Source organism: Reyranella sp., assembly GCF_965279465.1.
In the GTDB taxonomy this organism is placed as follows: Bacteria; Pseudomonadota; Alphaproteobacteria; order Reyranellales; family Reyranellaceae; genus Reyranella.
Genome location: NZ_OZ257242.1, coordinates 6,444,267 through 6,464,187, shown reverse-complemented (window position 1 = coordinate 6,464,187; position 19,921 = coordinate 6,444,267). Strand labels below are relative to the sequence as shown.

Sequence of the window (19,921 nt, the reverse complement as noted above, 5' to 3'; positions counted from 1 at the left end):
AACGGCCAATTGGAAATGAGTTCGGATGGCGCGACAGCAAAGATTCAGGTGGGGTGCAACAGGGATTGCGATTCTCTTTGTCATCGCGGCCCTCATGTTGTGGATCGCTCCGAGCCGCCAGACCAGCAGCGCGCAGGACGGGATCAGGCCGACCGGGCCACTGATCTCGCGCGGCTACACCGATGCGCCGGCCGGCACTGCCGTGATCGCCGGCGATCCCACTGGTGGCGGCGTTCTGCAGGAGTTGCGCATCATCGATGGCCAGAAGGTCAAGCGGGACGAGGTAATTGCCGTCCTGTCGAATTACTCGCGAGCCGATGTCACCGTCCGTACGACCGAGGCGGAACTGGAGAAGGCCAAGCGGCAGCGCGAGGCGATGGTCTCGGGTTACCGGACGGCCGAAATCGCCATGCAGGAGGTCGTGGTCCGCTCGGCGGCGGAGGAACTGAAGCTCAAGAACCTGGAAGTGGCGCGTTCCGGCAAGCCGCCGGATATGAAGCAGCTCGAGCTCAACATCTCCCAGCAGAGCCTCGAACGCGAGCAGGCCAAGCTGCGCGTCATGAAGGAAACCCTGGCAACCGACCTCGCCCAGATCGATACCGACATCAGCATCACGGGCGCAAGGCTCGACAATGCGCGCACCAGCCGGGAGCAGGCGCTGGTCCGCTCGCCGCTTGACGGCGTGGTGGTGCAGATCTACACGCGCCAAGCCGAGCGCATATCCGGCAGCGGCATCGCCAAGATCGTCGACATGAGCCAGCTGCGCGTCTTGGCCGACGTCGACGAATTGCACCTCGGCCGCGTCGTGACCGGCGGCAAGGTCGAGGTCACGTTCCGCGGTAGCCCGACCGTCTACAAGGGCAAGATCTCCCGTATCGCGCCGACCGTGAAGCGCATGCAGCGTATCGAGCCCGACGGCGGCTCCTCGACGGATGCCCGTGTCGTCCAGGTTGAGATCGAGCTCGCTGACCCGTCCAGCATGCCGCAGGTGCTCGGCCGCGAGACTCGCGTCACTTTCCTCTGATGGCCCTCGCGTTGCCCGCCGCTCCGTCGCCGCAGCCGCGCCGGTGGTGGAAGCGCATTTCGTTCGCGCACTTGCGCGCGGCCGCGAAGACGGCTGCGGCGATGCCGCTGGGCTCGCAGCAGCTCCGCCGCCAACGCACCAGCACGCTGCTGTCGCTCGCCGGTGTGACTGCGAGCCTGTTGGTCGTCTTCGCCCAGCTCGGCATCGAGCGTGCGGTCTACGATTCGGCGATCCGTTTGCATCGTGCGGTCGTGGCCGACCTCGTGCTGGTGCCGCCCGGTTTCAAATCGCTGCAGCTCCATGCAGAAGTGCCGGTCGCCATGACCGACATCGTGGCGAGCAATGCCTCGGTTGCCAATACGGCCCCCCTCTGGTTCGGCATCATGCCGATCAGCCATTCCGGCATGCCGGCCGCCCGGCGGCTGGCGTGGTACGCCATCGACGTCGAACGCCCGGCGATCGACGTGCCGGGCTTGAGGGACAACCTCTACAAGCTCCGCGTCACGCGCCGCATCCTGTTCGACCGCGACTCGCGGCCGTATTTCGGCGATCTGGCCGAGGTCGTCGAGCGCGGGGAGGAAGTGCCGGTCTTGGGGCCGCCCGACATGCGTCAGCTCTTGCGCGAGATGTTCGTGGTCGGGACGGTCGCGATCGGGCCGAACGTCGTGAACGACGGCGCGGTCGTGATGTCCGAAGGGACCATGGCCGAGGTGTTCGGCTCCTGGTATGCGGACCGTCCGGCCTTCATCGGCATCCAGCTCACGCCGGGGGCCGACCCGATCGCCACGCGCGACGAGCTGAACAAGGCGCTGGCCGGACGCGGCGAGGTGATCACCCGCGACGACTTCGAGGCGCGTGAGAAGACTTATTGGTCGCGCGAGACTCCGGTTGGCTACATCACCGACCTGGGCTTCGTCATGGGCCTGATGATCGGCATGGTGTTCATCTATTACGCTCAATACCAGATCATTCGCTTCTACCTGCCCGAATATGCGATCCTGAAGAGCCTGGGCTACGACTGGTGGTTCTTCCTGTGCATGATCGGCCAGATCGGCGCCGCCATCATCACGCCGGCCTTCCTGGTGGCCTTCACCCTGGCCCGGATCGTCTACGGCGTCGCCGAGGCGACGATCCATCTCGGCATGATCATGGGCCTGCGCGAGATGGTCGTGGCGCTGCTCGCCTCGATCATCATGACGGCGGTGTCGAGCATGTTCGCGATCCGGCGCCTGTGGAAGGTCGACCCGATCATGCTGTTCGAGTGACCATGGTGGATCTCCAGATCTTTGGCCCGCCGGTCGTCGAGGCCGTCGACATCCATCACCACTACGGCGAGGGCGCTCAGCGGGTCGACGTGTTGTTCGACATCAACATGCAGGTCCGCGAGGGTGAGCTGGTGATCGTCACCGGACCCTCAGGCTCGGGCAAGACGACCCTGCTCACCATCCTCGGCACGATGCGACGGCCGTCGGAAGGCAAGCTCCGCCTGCTCGGGACCGATATCGTCGGCCTGTCGGGCGGTCCCGAGCTCGATGCCCTGCGCAACCGCGTGCGGTTCCTGTTCCAGAAGCGCAACCTCCTGTCGTCGCTCACGGCGCTGCAGAACGTCATCGCCGGGGTGTCGACCACGCCGCTCGCCGACCCGGCGTGGGACGAGAAGCGGGCGCGCCATCTGCTCGGCCTGCTCGGTCTGGCCGACAAGGGAGACGCCTGGCCCGACGAGCTGTCCGGCGGCCAGCAGCAGCGCGTTGCTATCGCGCGCGTCATGATCGGCCTGCCTGACCTGATCATTGCCGACGAGCCGACCTCCGCGCTCGACCGCGTATCGGGCCGCGTTGTCGTCGATCAGCTCAAGGACCTCGCCCTGCGCGCCAAGTGCGCGGTGGTCCTGTCGACGCACGACGAGCGCATCTTCGACGTGGCCTCGCGCCGCCTCCATATCGAGGACGGCCGCTGCTTCGAAGTCCCGATCCACTACCACTGAGCGGCGGCGGACGTGCTGCTCTCGGCCATCGACCTCGTCGTGGCGCTGTGCTTCGCCGTGCAATTCGCGCTCGCCGGCTATTTTTTCTATCTGCTGTACTGGCTCGCCGGGCTGCCTGCCGCGGCCGACGTTCCGGCATCGCTTCCGCCGGATGGGCAACTGCCGCGCGTGCTGGTCCAGATCCCGGTCTACAACGAGGCGATGGTCGTGGACCGGGCGGTCGCGATGGCCGGCCGGCTCGACTGGCCGCGCGATCGCCTGAAGATCCAGCTGCTCGACGACAGCACCGATCTCACCTCCGACATCGCCGCTCATGCCATCGCCCGCCTGCGCAAGGAGGGCATCGACGCCGAGCACGTCCGGCGGGCCGACCGCGGCGGCTTCAAGGCCGGCGCCCTGGCGGCCGGCATGGCGCTGTGCGACGCGCCCTACGTCGCGGTGTTCGACGCCGACTTCGTGGCGCCGCCCGACTGGCTTCGACGGACGATGGCCGCGATGCTGGCCAGCCCACGCGCGGCCTTCGTCCAGACCCGCATCGAATGGGGCAACGGCGAGAAGAACTGGCTGACGCGTGCGCAGCGGCTGATGCAGGACGCCCACTTCGCCGTCGAGCAGGACGTCCGGGCGCGGCGCGGCGTGCCGTTCCAGTTCAACGGCACCGGCGGGATCTGGCGCCGCGCCGCGGTGGAAGAGGCGGGCGGCTGGTCGCACGACACGCTGTCGGAGGATCTCGACCTCGTGCTGCGCACGCACCTCGAGGGCTGGGGTGGGGTGTTTCTGATGGAGCCCCATGTGATCGGCGAGCTGCCGCAGCGGCTGGAGGATTTCAGCGCCCAGCAGAGCCGCTGGTCGAAGGGCTTCGTGCAGGTCGCGCGCAAGCTGATGCCGAAGGTCTGGAACGCCGGCTGGCCGGGAGAGGCCAAGTTCACGACGATGGTGGCGCTCGGCCAGCAGCTCGTCTTTCCGGCGCTTGCTGTCGGCGTCGTTGCGCTGGTCGTGTCGATCGTCGGCCACGGCCACCTGGTCGGCTTCTTCCGCTTCCTTCTGTGGGTCTGGCTGCTGGGCATGCTGGCAGTGCTGTTCGGCATGACCTGGGGGGCCTATCGCCGGCTGAATCGCGGCGGGCTGGCCCGCTATCTCGTCATCGCCGCGAGCGTGCCGGCGCTCATCGTGTATCTTGCGGCGGCCAACGCTGGCGCCATCCTGGGCGCGGGCTTCGGCAAGAAGTCCGAATTCAATCGCACGCCCAAGACTGGAACATGACACCGGAACAGAGGACCGGCCCCAGATCGTGATCGCATCCGTCGCCTGCTTCCTTGCCGTCGTGTTCGGTGCCTGCTGCGTGCTGCTTGCCGCCTTCATCGGCAGCCTGCTCTATATGGTGGTGTTGCATCATCGGCTGAAGCAGCAGGGCCTCGCCCGCGAGCGCGCCCTGCTGGCAACGCCGTTGCCGCCCGACGCGGAGCTGCCGCACGTCGTGGTGCAGATCCCGTCGTTTAACGAAGGGCCGGTCGTGCGCCGTGGCGTCGAGGCCGCGGCACGGCTCGACTGGCCGCGCGAGAAGCTGCACATCCAGATCCTCGACGATAGCACCGACGCGACGGCCGAGATCGCGCGCACCGTCGCTGCCGAGCTGCGTGCGCAGGACTTCGATATCGTAGCGCTGCAGCGGACCGACCGGTCGGGTTACAAGGGCGGCGCCCTGCACGAGGCGATGCAGCAGACGCCATACGATTTCTTCGCGATCTTCGACGTCGACTACGTGCCGCCGGCCGACTTCCTGCGCCGCTGCATGCGCGTGTTCGTGGCAGAGCCGAAGGCCGCCTTCGTGCAGGCGCGCTTCGACTTCCTCAATCCGCACGAGAACGCCCTCACCGAGATGCAGATGGTGACGCTCGACGCCCATCTCGGCATCGAGCAGGCGACGCGCTGGTGGGCGGGGCACCCGTTGCCGTTCAACGGCACCTGCGGCATCTGGCAGCGTGCCGCTGTCGAGGCCGGCGGCGGCTGGAAGGGTGACACGGTCACCGAGGACCTCGACCTCACCTATCGCGGCTGGGTCAAGGGCTGGCGCTCGGTGTTCCTGACCAGCGTTGCCGTGCCCGGCGAGCTGCCGGCCGACACCCAGACCTGGCTGCGCCAGCAGCAGCGATGGCAGGACGGCTTCCGCCATGTCTCGTTGCGCATGTTCCCGGTCATCCTGAGGAGCCGCGACATCGGCCCGGCGGCCAAGGGCGCCGCGCTCCTGCATCTTTGCATGTCGCTCAATCAGCCGGTGCTGCTGGTCGGCGTCGTCTCCGGCATGCTCGCCGGGCTGCTTGCTCCGTCGCTGGTGCCGGCCTTGCTGACGGCGTTCGCGGTGACTGTGGCCTGGGTGATCTTCTGCGCCACGACGTTCCTGCGCGCCGGGCACAATTTCATCCGCAACGGCGAGATGCCGCCCGGCCGCTTCGCCGTCGTGCTCTTGCGCTTCGTCGGCGGACAGGTGGCGATGGTGGTCCGCAGCCTGTTCGTGCACCTGAAGAAAGCCGCCGCGCCGCCCAAGCCGGTCGTCTTCGACCGCACGCCGAAGAAGGGCGGGTAGGATTTCTCCTTGAGGCTTCCTCCGCCAAACACGGAGGGAGGGAGGTCAATGGGCGAGAGGGGCATTCATCGTGCTTCACGCCGGCATGCTATGGCGCAGCAGCGGATGGTGGGCGGAGCGCAGGCCGCCGCCGAGGCTGATCGGGCCGTCGAACGGCACCGGGATCACGTCGATTCCGCGTCGCTTCAGCTCGCCGATCACGCGCTCGTTGCCGGCATCGATGACGACGTGTCCCTCCTCGAGGACCAGGCCGTTGGTCGCGAACAGGCTGGCCTCCTCGACTGCGACCTCGATCTTGTCCCAGTCGCGCAGCGCGGTGGGCAGGCCGTCGATCAGACTGGGCGGGCACCAGACCAACAGGCCGGGCTTGATCAGGGCCAACGCGCGATCGAGGTGCCGCACGTTCGACCGCAACGCCACCGGAATCACGCGATAATCGCCGCCCAGCAGCGCCGACAACCAGTCGATGCCCGCCATGTCCGAGGCGCAGCCCGACATGCCGACATAGATCTGACGACCGTTCAGCAATACGTCGCCGCCCTCGAGGAACGGGCCGTCGACCGCCGCCGGTGAGCCGAACGGCACGCTCGACCAGCGCGCGCCGCGTTGGGCGACCATGCGCTGGATGACCGGCCGCAGGCCGAAGCGCTCGCGCTGGCGGCAGCGCAGCCGCAGCGAGGCGTCGATGGCGCGGTCGTCGACGACGATCATGCCGTCGCGGGGGAAGAGCTGGCCGCCTTCGCCGTTGGGCGCCATGAAGCGACGTTCCTCGCCCTTCAACCGTTCGGGGCGGTGAACCGTCACGCCTTCCCGGGCGATCAGCTCGGCGAGAGCGTCGACCTGCCGCTCGATACGCTTCGCCAACTCGGCGTCGATGTCGATCAAGCGGCGGCCCGAATGTCTGCGTGCGAACTCGGCGCCTTCTGGTGTGAGCCAGCGTTGTGATTCCTCGTGGAAGACGACGAAATCCTCTGCGGGCGCGATGCCGATCACGACCTCGCGCAGCTTGCCCCACTCGTGATGCGCGCCGAACGCCGCCATCAGACGCGGGCGTAGATGTCTTCGTAGCGCACGATGTCGTCTTCCTCGACGTAGTCGCCGGTCTGGACCTCGACGACTTCCAGCAACTCGGTGCCCGGATTGGCGAGCCGGTGGACGCCGCCGATCGGGATGTACGTCGATTCGTTCTCACGCAGGGTCACCACCGTGCCGTCGAGCGTGACCTCGGCGACGCCCCTGACGACGACCCAATGCTCGGCGCGGCGGCTGTGGCTCTGAAGGCTGAGCTTGGCGCCCGGCTTGACGGTCAGGCGCTTGGCGCGGAAGCGCTCGCCCCGGTCGATGTCCTGGTAGCTGCCCCATGGCCGGTGCATCACCGCGTGCTCGGTGGCGGCGCGATGCTTGCCGTCCGACATGCGCTGCACCACGTCCTTCAGGCGCGGGAGGTTGTCGCGATGACCGACCAGAACGGCATCGTTCATCGCCACGACCACCACCTCGTCGACGCCGATCACGGCGGTCAGCGGTCCGTCCGAGCGGACGTAGGAATTGCGCACGTGGTCGATCTCGACCGGCCCCTCGACGACATTGCCCTCCGAGTCGGCATTGCCGACATCGAGCAGTGCGTCCCAGGTGCCGAGGTCGGACCAGCGGAACCGCGCCGGCACGACCCAGCACTTGTCGGTGCGCTCCATGACGGCGTAGTCGATCGACTTGGCCGGCGCCTTGCCGAAGGCTTCGGCGTCGAGGAACACCGCGGCACCTGACCTCTTTGCCTTCGCCACGGCTTCCTCGGCGGCGGCGGCCATGGCGGGCTCGAAGCGCGCCATCTCCGCCAGCAGCAGGGCAGGCGGGAAGAGGAAGTTGCCGCTGTTCCACAGCAGGCCCTCGGAGATGTAGCGCAGCGCGGTCTTGGCATCCGGCTTCTCGACGAAGGCGGCGACTTTCTGCACGGCGCCGATATGCTCGCTGCCGGGACGGATGTAACCGTAGTCCGTCTTGGGTTCCGTGGGCGGAATGCCGAAGGTCACGATGCCGCCCTGCTCGACGGCGACCAGCCCTTCGCGGCAGGCCGACCGGAACGCCTCGTCGCCGATCACCAGATGGTCGGAGGCCAGTGCCAGCACGGCCTCCGCGCCGAGGCTCCTGCAGTATGCTGCCGCGGCGGCCATTGCCGGACCGGAATCGCGGCGCGCCGGCTCGATCAGGATGTCGATCTCGATCCCGATCTCCCTGGCCTGCTGCTCGGCCATGAAGCGGTAGGCGTCGTTGGTCGCGATCACCGGCTTGCCGAACAGGCTGCGGTCGCCGACGCGCAGCAGCGTCTGCTGGAAGGTCGACTGCTTGCCGAGAAGCGGCACGAACTGCTTGGGCATGCTCTCGCGCGACAACGGCCACAGGCGCTTGCCGGAACCTCCGACCAGGATCACGGGGATGATGAGTGACATCTTCAAAGCCTTTCAGCGGCCCGGTACGGCCGCCTGACAAGCCGCGATATAGCCGACGCTGGGGATCGGGCCAATGGCGATCCCCGATGCCCTTCAGCCCCTTCGGGGTACCTTCGCCCGCATATGGGGGAAGACATGGCTCTCTTTTTCTTCCCTCGTCTGCGGGGAAGGTGCCCGCAGGGCGGAAGGGGGGTGGATTCCCCTCAGGTCGCTTCAGCCTTTGCCGCGTCGCCCTGGTTCTCCGCGCGCCGCCGTCGCGCCTCGCGTTCCACGGCCTCGACCAGCGCGGGGATGTGCGAGGCGATTTCGTAGAAGTCGCTGGCATAGAGGACCAGCAGGGTGGCCGGCCCGGTGGTGACGACCGTCGCGCTGCGCGGCAACCGGTCGAGCAGCGCCATCTCGCCGAAGAAGGCGCCCTGGCCGAGCGCGATCCCACCGCGCGGCAGCCGTACCTCGACCTCGCCTTCGGAGATGAAGAACATCGAATCGCCGGGCTCGCCGCGGCGCACCACGACGATACGCGGCGGATAGTGGCGCACGCGCAGCTTGCCGACGATCTCCGACAGCGTGACCGTGCCCAGGTCGGCGAACAGCGGCACCCTGGTCACCTGATCCCAGACGCGCAGATATTCGCGGCGCCGCTCTTCCTCGGCAAAACCGGTGGCGAGGATACCGGTCATCAGCGCCAGCACCAGGATGCCGCTCACCATGACCACCGAACCGATCATCCTGCCGCCGACCGTGAGGGGAACGACATCACCGTAGCCCGTCGTAGTGAGCGTCACCACCGCCCACCACAGCGCGTCCGGAAGAGTGCCGAACAGCTTGGGCTGTCCGTTGCGCTCCATGAGGTGCACCGCGGTCGCCGCGACGATCAGGACCATGACGAAAATGACGGCCACGCTGGTGAGCGTCGCACGCTCGTTGGAGATTACACGGGCCAGCGTTCCCATTGCCGGCGCATGCCTCGTCAGGCCGAGCACCCAAAGGATGCAGATAACCGGTGCGTGCTCGTTGTCGGCATGCATCGATCCCAGTGTGATGACGAAGAGGGGCAGCGCGGCGAGCAGGCACGTCACGCCGTTTGCCGAGACTGCCCAGCGTAGCCGCGCCATGCCATCGGAGAGGCCGCCGAAGCGGGGGGACTCCGGGGCCGACCACAGGCGCATGCCATATTCGGCCGTGAAGACCATCGCGACGCCGATGACGGCGATCGTCAGCAGATCCGTGAGCCAGTTTGGCAGCCCGTCGGTCGACGAGATCGCGATCGCCAGAAGCCCCACGCCGACTACGAACAGATGGACGCTGCGCCACCGCCTGCTGGCATGGCTGGTGTCCGAATAGCGCAGAAGCGCATGCACCCGGGCGCGGGTTGAAGGGGCCGTTGACGCCACGCCGAACCATAGGCGGCTTGGCCTGCGAATTGCAACGCGGCGGGGGGCGCTCTACGGTCGACGGAACGACATAGCGTAATGGAGGCTTCCATGAAAATGGGACGCAGGACAGCATTGAAGGCGGGTGCGGGCGCCCTGGCGATGGCGCCGGCGGTCGTACGCGCACAGGCGACGATGAAGCTGCCGCTCGCAACGGTCTGGCCGGATGCCAATTTTCATGTGGTCAACTGCCGGCGCTTCGCTGACGAGGTGAAGAAGGCGACCGGCGGCGCGATCGAGATCGACGTCAAGTCCGGCGGCCAGCTCGGCTTCAAGGGGCCGGAGTGCCTGCGCGCGGTGCGCGACGGTCTGGTGCCGATGGCCGATTACCTCGACACCCAGCAGATCGGCGACGAGCCCTTCCTGGGCCTGGAAGGCATTCCGTTCCTCGCCGGCTCGGCCGATGAGCTGAAGCTCCTGTACAAGCACCTTCGGCCGGAGTGGGAGAAGATCACGGCCAAGAATAATCAAACGCTCCTTTATGCCGTGCCGTGGCCCAACCAGTATCTCCATCTCAAGGTGAAGGTGGAGACGGTCGACGCGCTGAAGGGCATTAAGATTCGTGTCGCCGACAAGGGCACTCAGGAGCTCTGGGCCTCCGCCGGCGTGGCGCCGGTCGTGATCCCGTGGGGCGAGCTGCTTCCCGCCCTGTCGTCGGGCGCCGTGTCCGGCGTGTCGACCTCGGCCGTGTCGGGCGTCGACGGCAAGTTCTGGGAGTTCCTCAAGTTCTTCCATGAGACCAACCAGACCTGGGCGTCGGACTTCGTGACGATCAACAACGACGTCTGGAAGAAAATCAAGCCGGAGCACCAGAAGGCGATCACCGACCTCGCCAAGAAGCTCGAGCCGGAATTCTGGGACAGCTCCTTTGCCGCCGACAAGGACTGCGCCAAAAAGATGATCGATGGCGGCATGCAGCTCGTTAAGCCGTCGACGGCGATGATGGCGGAGCTCCGAAAGCGCTCCGCACATCTGATGGATGAGTTCCTGAAGAAGGTCCCGTCCTCCCAGGCGCCGGTCAAGGCCTTCCTCGCCGAGGTCAAGCGCGGCTGATGCACGGCGGGCCGAACGCCAACGCCGGCGCGCCGGCGGGTCTACGGCAGTTGCTCGATGGCATCGACATGCTGAGCCGGATCGACGGCTGGCTCGGTGTGATCTGTCTCGTGTCGCTGACCGCACTGATGATCGCTGAGGTCGTCGTCCGCGCTTTATCGAACGTCATCCCTTGGGTGCCGGCGGACATCCCGGTCGCCTGGGAATACAGCTCCTATCTGATGGCGGCGTGCTTCACGTTTGGCGCGGCGATGACCCTGCGGGCCGGTGGGCACATCCGGGTGACGCTGGTGCTGGCGCGGGTCTCGCCGGCCGTTCGGCGCTGGATGGAGACTGTGCTCGCGGCGCTCGGAACCTTCTTTTGCGGCTTTCTCACGTGGGCAATGGCCTATTTCACCTGGCGCAGTTTCGATGCCGGGCAAACCTCCGTCTCCTCGGGGACGCTCGTCTGGATTCCGCAAGTCTTCATCACCTTCGGGATTCTTCTGCTGACAATCCAGTTCGCTGCCCGGTTCCTGCAGGCGATGTTTGGCCTGCCTCTCGAGGATGTCAGCATGCGTGCCGGCGCCGTCGCCGAATAGAGCGCGAGAAAGCCCAGCACACCATGCTGCCTGGTCCGTCATGCTGATCGTTGTCGTTACCATGTTCGTGGTGCTGTTCGCCTTCCTGGCGGGTGGCATGTGGATCGGCTGGACTTTGGCGGTCACGGGCACGATCCTGCTGGCGCTGTTCCGCGACATTCCGCTCGACAAGCTGGTCGCGCAATATGCCTGGAACATCCTGACCACGCAGGAGCTGCTGGCCCTTCCGCTGTTCATCCTGATGGGCGAGATCCTGTTCCGCACGCGCCTGTCGCAATCATTGTTCAACGGGCTGGCGCCGTGGGCCGCGCTGCTCCCGGGCCGGCTGCTGCACGTCAACGTCATCGGCTGCTCGATCTTCGCCGCGATCTCCGGATCGTCGGCGGCGACCACACAGGTGGTCGGCCGCATCTCGATCGCCGAGCTGACAAAGCGTGGCTACTCCAAGGATGTCGCGGTCGGGTCGCTCGCCGGCTCGGGAACGCTCGGGTTCTTGATCCCGCCGTCGAACATCATGATCATCTATGGCGTGCTGGGCGACGTATCGGTCGCCAAGCTGTTTACCGCCGGCTTCATTCCGGGCTTCCTGCTGGCCGCCTGCTTCATGGCCTGGATCATGATCCACACCGCGCTCGAGCCGTCACTCGTTCCGGAAAGTGAGCGACGGATGAGGATCGCCAGCGCAGCGGAATACCTGCAGTCGATCAAGGAGCTCGGGCCTGCGGTCTTCCTGATCCTTTGCGTCCTCGGCTCGATGTACGGCGGCCTCGCAACGCCTTCGGAAGCGGCGGGCGTCGGCGTGCTCGGCGCGCTGATCGTGGCTCGCCTGCAGGGCGAGATGACATGGCCGGCCCTCAAGGCGATCGGCATCGGCGCGGTGCAGACCTGTGCGATGATCGCCCTGATCGTGCTCGGCGCCTCGATCCTGGGCAGCGCGGCGGCCTTCCTCAGCATTCCGTCGGCGGTGGCCGAGTTCGTCACCAGCCTGCAGCTGTCGCCAGTGATGCTGATCGTGGCGCTGATCGTCTTCTACCTGATCCTGGGCTGCTTCCTCGACGGCTTCAGCATGATCGTCATGACCCTGCCGGTGGTCATGCCGATCATCAAGACCGCAGGCTTCGACGTGATCTGGTTCGGCATCTTCCTGGTGCTGGTCGTCGAGATGGCCCAGATCACGCCGCCGGTCGGCTTCAACCTGTTCGTGATCCAGGGCCTCACCGACGACGGGCTGGGCTACGTCGCCCGGGTCACGCTGCCCTACCTCATCATCATGATCCTGTTCACCATCGTGATCGCGCTCGTGCCGGACATTGCCCTCTGGCTTCCGAGGTACCTCGCCAGCTAGTCTCCCCTCCGCCAGCAGGGGAGAGCGATGGAACCGCGTCAGGTCAAGACCGCCGCCGATGCCTTGAAGATCGTGGAGGAGCGCGGCCTGACACACGTCAAGGTTGGCGTGCACGACATCGACGGCGTGCTGCGCGGCAAGTACATCCATCTCGACAAGCTCAAGTCGGTGCTCGAGGGCGGCATGGGCTTCTGCGACGTCGTGCTGGGCTGGGACGTGAACGACCAGATCTACGACAACGTCGCCTATACCGGCTGGCACACCGCCTATCCCGACGCCAACGTCCGCATCCTGCCGGACACCTGCCGCGAGATCGCGACCGAGCCCGGCAACCTGCTGTTCCTGTGCGAGTTCGTCGACAAGGCCGAGGAGATCTGCCCGCGCGGCACGCTGCGGCGGGTGCTCGACCGGGCGAAGGCGATGGGTTTCGAGGTCAAGGTCGGCTTCGAGTACGAGTTCTTCGTCTTCGCCGAAACGGCTTTCTCGATTCGCGAGAAGGGCTACAGGAACCTGAAGCCGATCTCACCCGGCTTCTTCGGCTATTCGGTGCTGCGCAACTCCGTCCTGTCCGACTTCTACAAGGACCTGCTCGCGATGTGCGAGGCGATGGACATGGGCATCGAGGGCCTGCACACCGAGACCGGCGCCGGCGTCCTCGAAGCGGCGCTGCGTGTTTCCGACGGGCTCGACGCTGCCGACAAGGCGGTGCTTTTCAAGCTCTTCACCAAGGTGCTGGCGCAGAAGCGCGACTGGCTCGCGACCTTCATGGCCAAGTGGTCGAAGGACTGGCCGGGCTGCGGTGGCCACATGCACATGTCATTGTGGAAGGACGGCAAGCCGGTCTTCTACGATGAGAACGCACAGCATCGCATGAGCGCCACGATGCGCCAGTTCGTGGGCGGCCAGCAGGCGCTGATGCCGGAGCTGCTCGGTATGGTCGCCCCGACGATCAATTCCTACCGCCGGCTGATCCCGGGCTTCTGGGCGCCGACCGTTTCCGCCTGGGGCGTCGAGAACCGGACCTGCGCGCTGCGCGTGATTCCAGGCTCGGCAAAATCGACGCGGGTCGAATATCGCGTCGCCGCTGCCGATGCGAATCCGTACCTTGCGCTCGCGGCGGCCGTCGGCTCCGGTCTGTGGGGCATCGAGAACGGGATCGATCCGGGCGAGCCGATCAAGGGCAACAGCTACGAGAAGAAGCACCCCGCGAAATCTCAGCTGCCGCGCACGCTGATGGAGGCAGCCGGCCGCCTCAAGGCCTCGAAGCCGGCGCGCGATCTGTTCGGCGACGCGTTCATCGAGCACTATTCCGCAACGCGCGAATGGGAAGAGCGGGAGTTCCGCAAGGCCATCACGGACTGGGAACTCGATCGCTACATGGAGATCATCTGAGAGCTTGAGAGTCCTTTAGACTGCTGGGAGCGCGGCTCTCCAGAGCCGCTCATGGAGTTTTGCACCGACATGGATGAGCGGCTTTGGAGAGCTACGCTCCCGGCAGGGCATGACCCTGAAATGGCTTGCGCGAACAAGTATCCGGAAATTCTGATGCGTGGCCCCCCGGCTCACGCCGGAGCATTCAGCAACACCCAAAGCCGTGCAATCCGGCCGTCTACGATCTCGGCCGCGTCGGCGCCGGTCACTGCCGCAGGGCCGCTCTCCGGGCCTGCCTTCCAGGGCAAGTGCGCCAGACCATGGTGGCCGACGGCCTTGCCGGTCGGGACGAACGCGAAGTCCGAACCGAACTGCTCGAGAAGCTGGCCGGCAACCCGCGAGATTTCTGCTCGTCCGCGGACGATGTTGGTGGATTCGAACATCACCGGTTCGGCCACGAAGAGCTCGGCAATGGCTGCCATCCTCTCGGCTTCGTTGCGCTCGTTGAAGACCCGCTCGAGGTTTGAGCGGAGCAAGTGATCGTAATCTGGTTCGAGGTTCGGCATGGCCCTTCCTTGAGAGGTCGCGCAGCGTGTTGTGATGCTGGACGTGCCTACCATACAGCCTGTCCCCGGCAGGTATCATGGAGTATCCACACGCAGCAGAGCGGCACGAATGTTCGTACAGCTTCCGAAGCATTAGGATGCGAGGCTGCAGGCAATCAGCATGGCGGACGACTATGAACGAACGTAGGAATAGGGTGGCGATCTGATGGCTCTGACGGGCAATTGGAATTACCCGACGTCGATCCGCTTCGGCGCCGGGCGCATCAAGGAGCTGGCCGATGCCTGCAAGGCGGTGGGCTTCCAGCGCCCGCTGCTGGTCACCGATCCCGGGCTCGCCCGGCTGCCGATGATCGCCGATGCAGTGAATACCCTGCGTCGCGCCGGGATCGATGTCGGCCTGTTCAGCGAGGTGCGGCCAAATCCGGTGGCGAGTAATGTCGAGGCCGGGCTGAGGACGCTGCGTGCCGGAAAGTGCGATGGCGTGATCGCTTGGGGCGGCGGCTCAGGCATCGACACCGCCAAGGCGATCGCCTTCATGGCGGGCCAGACGCGGCCGCTGTGGGACTTCGAGGATATCGGCGACTGGTGGACGCGCGCCAATGCTGCCGGGATCCTGCCGTCGATCGCGGTGCCGACGACCGCGGGCACCGGATCGGAGACCGGCCGCGCGTCGGTCATCACCGACGAGACGACGCACACCAAGAAGGTGATCTTCCATCCCAAGATGATGCCCTCGATCGTGATCGCCGATCCCGAGCTGACGGTCGGCCTGCCGGCAAAGCTCACGGCAGGCACCGGCCTGGATGCGTTCATCCACTGCTTCGAGGCGTATTGCGCGCCGGGTTACCATCCTTATGCCGAGGGCATTGCCGTCGAGGGCATGCGGCTGGTGAAGGAAAACCTGGTGCGCGCGGTGAGGAATGGCCACGACCTCGAGGCGCGTGGCCACATGCTGGCGGCCTCGCAGATGGGCTCGACCGCCTTCCAGAAGGGACTGGGCGCGATCCATTCGCTGTCGCATCCGGTCGGCGCGGTGTTCGACACTCATCATGGCCTGACCAACGCCGTGGCAATGCCCTACGTCGTGAAGTTCAATCGCGAGGCGATCGAGGACAAGGTGGTGCGGCTGGCGCGCTGGCTCGACCTGCGCACCTCGACCTTCGACGGCTTCATGCAGTGGACGCTCGACCTGCGCCGCGAAGTCGGCATCCCGCATAGCCTGGCCGAGCTCGGCGTGAAGATCGAGCATCTCGACAAGCTGTCGGAAATGGCCGCTGTCGATCCGACGGCCGGCGGCAACCCGATCAAGGTGGGCGTGGCCGAGATGCGCACGATGTACGAAGCCGCCGTGAGCGGGAGGTTGTGATGCATAGTCCGTCGTCCCGAGCGGAGCGAAGCGAAGTCGAGGGAGCCCCCCATATGGTCGCTGCCGGCAAGAGGAGGTCCCTCCACTACGCCTTGCTACGCTCGGCTCTGGTCTGGACGACGTGGTCATGACCGTCCCCACCCACGCCCGCGTCGTCATCATCGGCGGCGGCATCATGGGCTGCTCGACGGCCTATCATCTCGCGAAGAACGGCTGGACCGACGTCGTGTTGCTGGAGCAGGGGAGGCTGAGCGGCGGCACGACCTGGCACGCGGCGGGGCTGGTCGGCCAGCTGCGCGGCTTCCAGAATCTGACGCGGCTCATCCAGTACAGCACCAGGCTCTACGCTGGGCTCGAGGCCGAAACCGGGCTGGCGACGGGCTGGAAGCAGTGCGGCTCGCTGTCCGTCGCGCGCACGCCCGAGCGCATGACCTACCTGCGCCGCTCGGCGGCGACGGCCAACAAGCAGGGCGTCGTCTGCGAGGAGCTGACGCCCGCCCAGGCCGGCGAGAAATATCCGATCATGCGGACCGACGACCTGGTCGGCGCCGTCTGGCTGCCAGGCGACGGCAAGGCCAACCCGGCCGACATCACCCAGGCATTGGCCAAGGGCGCCCGCAACAACGGCGTGCGCATCTTCGAAAAGACGCGGGTCACCGCGATCGACACGAAGGATGGCCCCAAGGGACCGATAGTCACCGGCGTGCAGACGACGGACGGGCCGATCGCGGCCGAGATCGTCGTCAACTGCGGTGGGCAATGGGCGCGCCAGGTCGGCCGCATGGTCGGCGTGACGGTGCCGCTCTATTCCTGCGAGCACATGTACATCGTCACCGAGAAGATGGAGGGCGTACCGCGCGACCTGCCGGTGATGCGCGATCCCGACGGCTACATCTACTTCAAGGAGGAGGTCGGCGGCCTGCTGATGGGCGGCTTCGAGCCCGACGCCAAGCCATGGAACAAGGACGTCATTCCCGACGACTTCGAGTTCGGCATGTTGCCGGACGACTGGGACCAGTTCCAGATCCTGATGGACAACGCGCTGATCCGCGTCCCGGCGCTCGAGAAGACCGGCATCAAGACCTTCATGAACGGCCCGGAAAGCTTCACGCCCGACCTGAGCTACATTCTCGGCGAGGCGCCACAGGTGAAAGGCTTCTTTGTCGGCGCCGGCTTCAACTCGATGGGCATCGCGAGCTCGGGCGGCGCGGGCATGGCGCTGGCCGAATGGATCATCGCCGGCGAGCCGACGCTCGATCTCTGGCCGGTCGACATCCGCCGCTTCGCGAACTTCCACGGCAACGATGCCTGGCTGCGCGACCGGGTCGCCGAGACCCTGGGCCTGCACTACAAGATGCCCTGGCCGCAACGCGAGAACGAGAGCGGCCGACCGTTCCGCCGCTCGCCGCTCTACGATCGCCTGAAGGCGCGCGGTGCGTGGTTCGGCAACAAGATGGGCTGGGACCGGCCGAACTGGTTCGCCGGACCCGGCAAGACGCCCGACATGCAGTACGGCTGGGGGCGCGGCGCCTGGTTCGACGCGGTTGCGGCCGAGCACACGGCGACGCGCGAGACGGTGACGGTCGTCGACGAGACGTCGTTCGGAAAATTCCTCGTGCAGGGGCGCGATGCGGAGCAGGTCCTGCAGCGTCTTTGCACCAACGACATTGCCGTGCCGATCGGGCGGACCGTCTATACCGGCCTGCTCAACGCGCGCGGCACTTACGAGAGCGATCTGACGATCGCCCGGCTGGCGCGCGACAAGTTCATGATCGTCACCGGCTCGGCGCAGGTGACACGCGACGCCGACTGGATCGGCCGCAACGTCGCCGGGGACGCGCATGTCACGCTGACCGACGTGACGGGCGCCTGGACCGTGCTGTCGGTCATGGGGCCGAACAGCCGTGCGTTGCTCCAGAAGGTCAGCAAGGCCGATTTCTCCAACGAAGCGTTTCCGTTCGCGTCGATCCGCGAGATCGGCGTCGGCTACGCGACGGTGCTGGCCTCGCGCCGCACCTACATGGGCGAGCTGGGCTGGGAACTGTACGTGCCGGTCGAGTTCGCGGTCACGGTGTTCGAGACGCTGCATGCCGCCGGTGACGATGTCGGCCTGCGCGACGCCGGCTACTACGCCGTCGAATCGCTGCGGTTGGAGAAGGCCTATCGCGCCTGGGGCCGCGAGCTGACCCCCGACGACACGCCGTGGCAGGCCGGGCTCGGCTGGGCGGTCAAGCTCGATAAGCCGGGCGGATTCATCGGCCGCGAGGCTCTTGTCGAAGCAAAGGCGAAGCCGTTGGCGCGCCGCCTCGTCTCCGTCGTGCTCGCTGATCGCGAGCCCCTGCTGTGGGGCGGCGAGGCGCTGCTGCGCGACGGCCGGCCGGTTGGCGATCTCACTTCCGCCGGTTACGGCCATACGGTCGGCGCGTCGGTCGGCTTGGGATACGTTAAGCGCGACGACGGCGAGGCGATCGACGCCGCTTGGCTCGAGTCGGCCAGGTTCGAAATCGACCTCGCCGGCGTGCGGCTCACGGCGAAGGTCGGGCTGAACGCCCCCTACGATCCGGCCGGCGCGCGCATCAAAGGCTAGCAACCCTTGTGCTCGCTTTCATTTCCCTCCCCGGCGCACGCTATCGTATTCACACATCGTAGTTGCGCGGGAGGCAGAACGTCGATTCCCTGAAGCCGTTTTGGCGATGGGAGAAGTCGATGTCTGTTGTGGAGTACGGACTGGGGCGGTTTGGCGACCGCCGCCTGGAAAAAGGGGGGCCTGCCTGCACGCGGCTCTGGTTGGCGATCCTGGGTCTTGCATCCGTCGGCTTGGCGGCACGCGGGCCCGTGAGATTCAGTTCACCCGCTTTCTGCGCAACCGGTCGGTGACGGCCGGGGCGATGTCGCGGCACGCCGGTGCGCTGACGGCGCAGCGCGTCGCAGGGCGCGATGTTGTCGCGATCCAGGATACCAGCGAACTGGTGCTGGGCGGCCGTCGGGCCCGGCAGGCGGGCTATGGCGCGGTCGGCAAGGGCGGTGTGCTGAGCGGTTTGCTGCTTCATCCGGTGCTGGCAGTGGAAGCGGGGAGCGGCGGACTGCTCGGCCTGGTGTCGATGCAGGTGTGGAACCGCGGCCGGGCCGAGTTGGCGCCGCGGCGCCGACGGACGACGGCGGCCAAGGAGTCGCGTCGCTGGATCGAGGGAGCGCAGCAGGCCGGCGAGGTTCTGGCCGAGGCGCGCTGCATCACGGTGGTATCGGACCGCGAGAGCGACTTTTACGAGCTGTTCGCGCGCCGGCCGGCGAACGTGCATCTGATCGTGCGCGCCTGCCAGAACCGGCGGATCGAACGGCTGACCGAAGAGCCGGCGGACGGCTTGCTGTTCGGGATGATTGACGGCCAACCCGAGCAGGGCCGCTTCGCCACGACCATCCCGGCCGCCCCCGGACGAGCAAAGCGTCACGCTGAACTGGCCCTGCGCTTTGCGCCGGTGGCTCTGCGCCGGCCATTGCATGGCGCCGATCCGGCATTGCCTGCGACAGTCGGCCTGACGCTGGTCGATGTCCGCGAGATCTCGACACCGCCCGACGGCAAGCCGATACATTGGCGACTGCTGACGACCCATCCGGTCGCAGAGTGCGGCCAGGTACGGCGCGTCATTGACCTGTATCGCCAGCGCTGGACCATCGAGGAGTTCTTCCGCACCCTCAAGACCGCTGGCTTCGACATCGAAGACGCCGACATCGGCGAGCCGCAGGCCATGATCAACTTCGTCGCCGCCGCCACGATTGCCTCCGTAACAATCAAGCAACTCGTGCAGGCCCGCGACGGCAACACCGATCGACAGCTTGGCGATGCCTTCGATCCCGACGACCGGCCCATCCTCGAGGCCGTCTCGGCAAGGCTCGAAGGCAAGACTGCGCGCCAACGCAATCCCCATCCCACAGGCAGCTTGGCCTTCGCTGCTTGGGTCATCGCCCGCCTCGGCGGCTGGACCGGCTACTACGGTAAGCCCGGGCCAAAGCTCATGCGCATCGGTCTCGCAAAGTTCAACGACATCAAATACGGCACCACCCTCGGGCTTCGAAATGTGTGAATCCAACAGCCGGCGCACGAGGGGGAGACTGTCCAGGCGGACAAATCCTGGAGGTGACGGTCCGAGGTTTGCCGACAGTGAAATT

Annotated in this window: 16 protein-coding genes; 12 read left to right on the top strand and 4 right to left on the bottom strand. The window is 66.5% G+C overall.

All coding sequences use genetic code 11. The features are described from left to right. The first annotated feature begins 94 nt into the window (after positions 1 to 94). The 5 genes from ACQY8M_RS31340 to ACQY8M_RS31320 are packed head-to-tail and all read left to right on the top strand — an operon-like array spanning position 95 to position 5,592. Complete coding sequence (locus ACQY8M_RS31340) at positions 95 to 1,024, top strand: HlyD family secretion protein (RefSeq protein WP_428664453.1); 930 nt, start codon at positions 95 to 97, stop codon at positions 1,022 to 1,024. Further along, positions 1,024 to 2,289 carry a hypothetical protein gene (locus ACQY8M_RS31335; protein WP_428664450.1) on the top strand — a complete coding sequence of 422 codons (1,266 nt, stop codon included), beginning with the start codon at positions 1,024 to 1,026 and terminating at the stop codon, positions 2,287 to 2,289. The genes ACQY8M_RS31340 and ACQY8M_RS31335 overlap by 1 nt, the downstream gene beginning before the upstream one ends. A gap of 2 nt (positions 2,290 to 2,291) precedes the next feature. Then, a complete protein-coding gene (locus tag ACQY8M_RS31330; protein ID WP_428664447.1) occupies positions 2,292 to 3,008 on the top strand; it encodes an ABC transporter ATP-binding protein in 717 nt (238 codons plus the stop codon). Between the two features lie 12 nt (positions 3,009 to 3,020). Beyond that, positions 3,021 to 4,271, top strand: a complete 1,251-nt coding sequence (locus ACQY8M_RS31325; protein WP_428664444.1) for a glycosyltransferase family 2 protein — start codon at positions 3,021 to 3,023, stop codon at positions 4,269 to 4,271. A 28-nt stretch (positions 4,272 to 4,299) separates the two neighbouring features. After that, the gene (locus ACQY8M_RS31320) at positions 4,300 to 5,592 is read left to right on the top strand and encodes a glycosyltransferase (RefSeq protein ID WP_428664442.1); all 1,293 of its coding nucleotides are present in this window, start codon (positions 4,300 to 4,302) and stop codon (positions 5,590 to 5,592) included. Between the two features lie 75 nt (positions 5,593 to 5,667). On the opposite strand, the gene ACQY8M_RS31315 is transcribed toward ACQY8M_RS31320, so the two are convergent. The 3 genes from ACQY8M_RS31315 to ACQY8M_RS31305 all read right to left on the bottom strand — a co-directional run bounded on the left by ACQY8M_RS31315 (position 5,668) and on the right by ACQY8M_RS31305 (position 9,433). Continuing rightward, the gene (locus ACQY8M_RS31315) at positions 5,668 to 6,633 is read right to left on the bottom strand and encodes a hypothetical protein (RefSeq protein ID WP_428664439.1); all 966 of its coding nucleotides are present in this window, start codon (positions 6,631 to 6,633) and stop codon (positions 5,668 to 5,670) included. Continuing rightward, on the bottom strand, positions 6,633 to 8,039 hold the full coding sequence (locus ACQY8M_RS31310) for a mannose-1-phosphate guanylyltransferase/mannose-6-phosphate isomerase (RefSeq protein WP_428664436.1): 1,407 nt from the start codon (positions 8,037 to 8,039) through the stop codon (positions 6,633 to 6,635). The genes ACQY8M_RS31315 and ACQY8M_RS31310 overlap by 1 nt, the downstream gene beginning before the upstream one ends. Before the next feature lie 203 nt (positions 8,040 to 8,242). Further along, complete coding sequence (locus ACQY8M_RS31305; RefSeq protein WP_428664433.1) at positions 8,243 to 9,433, bottom strand: cyclic nucleotide-gated ion channel; 1,191 nt, start codon at positions 9,431 to 9,433, stop codon at positions 8,243 to 8,245. A gap of 90 nt (positions 9,434 to 9,523) precedes the next feature. Here ACQY8M_RS31305 and ACQY8M_RS31300 point away from each other — a divergent pair, with 90 nt between their 5' ends. Genes ACQY8M_RS31300 through ACQY8M_RS31285 form a run of 4 tightly spaced genes read left to right on the top strand, consistent with a single transcriptional unit; the run spans position 9,524 to position 13,843 of the window. Continuing rightward, positions 9,524 to 10,525, top strand: coding sequence for a TRAP transporter substrate-binding protein (locus tag ACQY8M_RS31300; RefSeq protein WP_428664430.1), 1,002 nt, complete (start codon positions 9,524 to 9,526; stop codon positions 10,523 to 10,525). Further along, positions 10,525 to 11,106 carry a TRAP transporter small permease subunit gene (locus tag ACQY8M_RS31295; RefSeq protein WP_428664428.1) on the top strand — a complete coding sequence of 194 codons (582 nt, stop codon included), beginning with the start codon at positions 10,525 to 10,527 and terminating at the stop codon, positions 11,104 to 11,106. The genes ACQY8M_RS31300 and ACQY8M_RS31295 overlap by 1 nt, the downstream gene beginning before the upstream one ends. 40 nt (positions 11,107 to 11,146) lie before the next feature. Continuing rightward, a complete protein-coding gene (locus tag ACQY8M_RS31290) occupies positions 11,147 to 12,451 on the top strand; it encodes a TRAP transporter large permease (RefSeq protein ID WP_428664425.1) in 1,305 nt (434 codons plus the stop codon). A 27-nt stretch (positions 12,452 to 12,478) separates the two neighbouring features. After that, positions 12,479 to 13,843: a glutamine synthetase family protein gene (locus ACQY8M_RS31285; protein ID WP_428664422.1), complete on the top strand. Its 1,365-nt coding sequence runs from the start codon at positions 12,479 to 12,481 to the stop codon at positions 13,841 to 13,843. A 170-nt stretch (positions 13,844 to 14,013) separates the two neighbouring features. Here the strand turns inward: ACQY8M_RS31285 and ACQY8M_RS31280 are convergent, their stop codons facing one another. Further along, complete coding sequence (locus tag ACQY8M_RS31280; RefSeq protein WP_428664419.1) at positions 14,014 to 14,388, bottom strand: nuclear transport factor 2 family protein; 375 nt, start codon at positions 14,386 to 14,388, stop codon at positions 14,014 to 14,016. Between the two features lie 202 nt (positions 14,389 to 14,590). Between ACQY8M_RS31280 and ACQY8M_RS31275 the strand changes: the two genes are divergently transcribed. The 3 genes from ACQY8M_RS31275 to ACQY8M_RS31265 all read left to right on the top strand — a co-directional run bounded on the left by ACQY8M_RS31275 (position 14,591) and on the right by ACQY8M_RS31265 (position 19,836). Then, entirely contained in the window at positions 14,591 to 15,754 is a 1,164-nt protein-coding gene (locus tag ACQY8M_RS31275) for an iron-containing alcohol dehydrogenase (protein WP_428675552.1), read from the top strand. 121 nt (positions 15,755 to 15,875) lie between these two features. Beyond that, positions 15,876 to 18,341, top strand: a complete 2,466-nt coding sequence (locus tag ACQY8M_RS31270) for a GcvT family protein (protein WP_428664416.1) — start codon at positions 15,876 to 15,878, stop codon at positions 18,339 to 18,341. Between the two features lie 301 nt (positions 18,342 to 18,642). After that, a complete protein-coding gene (locus tag ACQY8M_RS31265) occupies positions 18,643 to 19,836 on the top strand; it encodes an IS4 family transposase (protein ID WP_428659174.1) in 1,194 nt (397 codons plus the stop codon). Positions 19,837 to 19,921 lie beyond the last annotated feature (85 nt).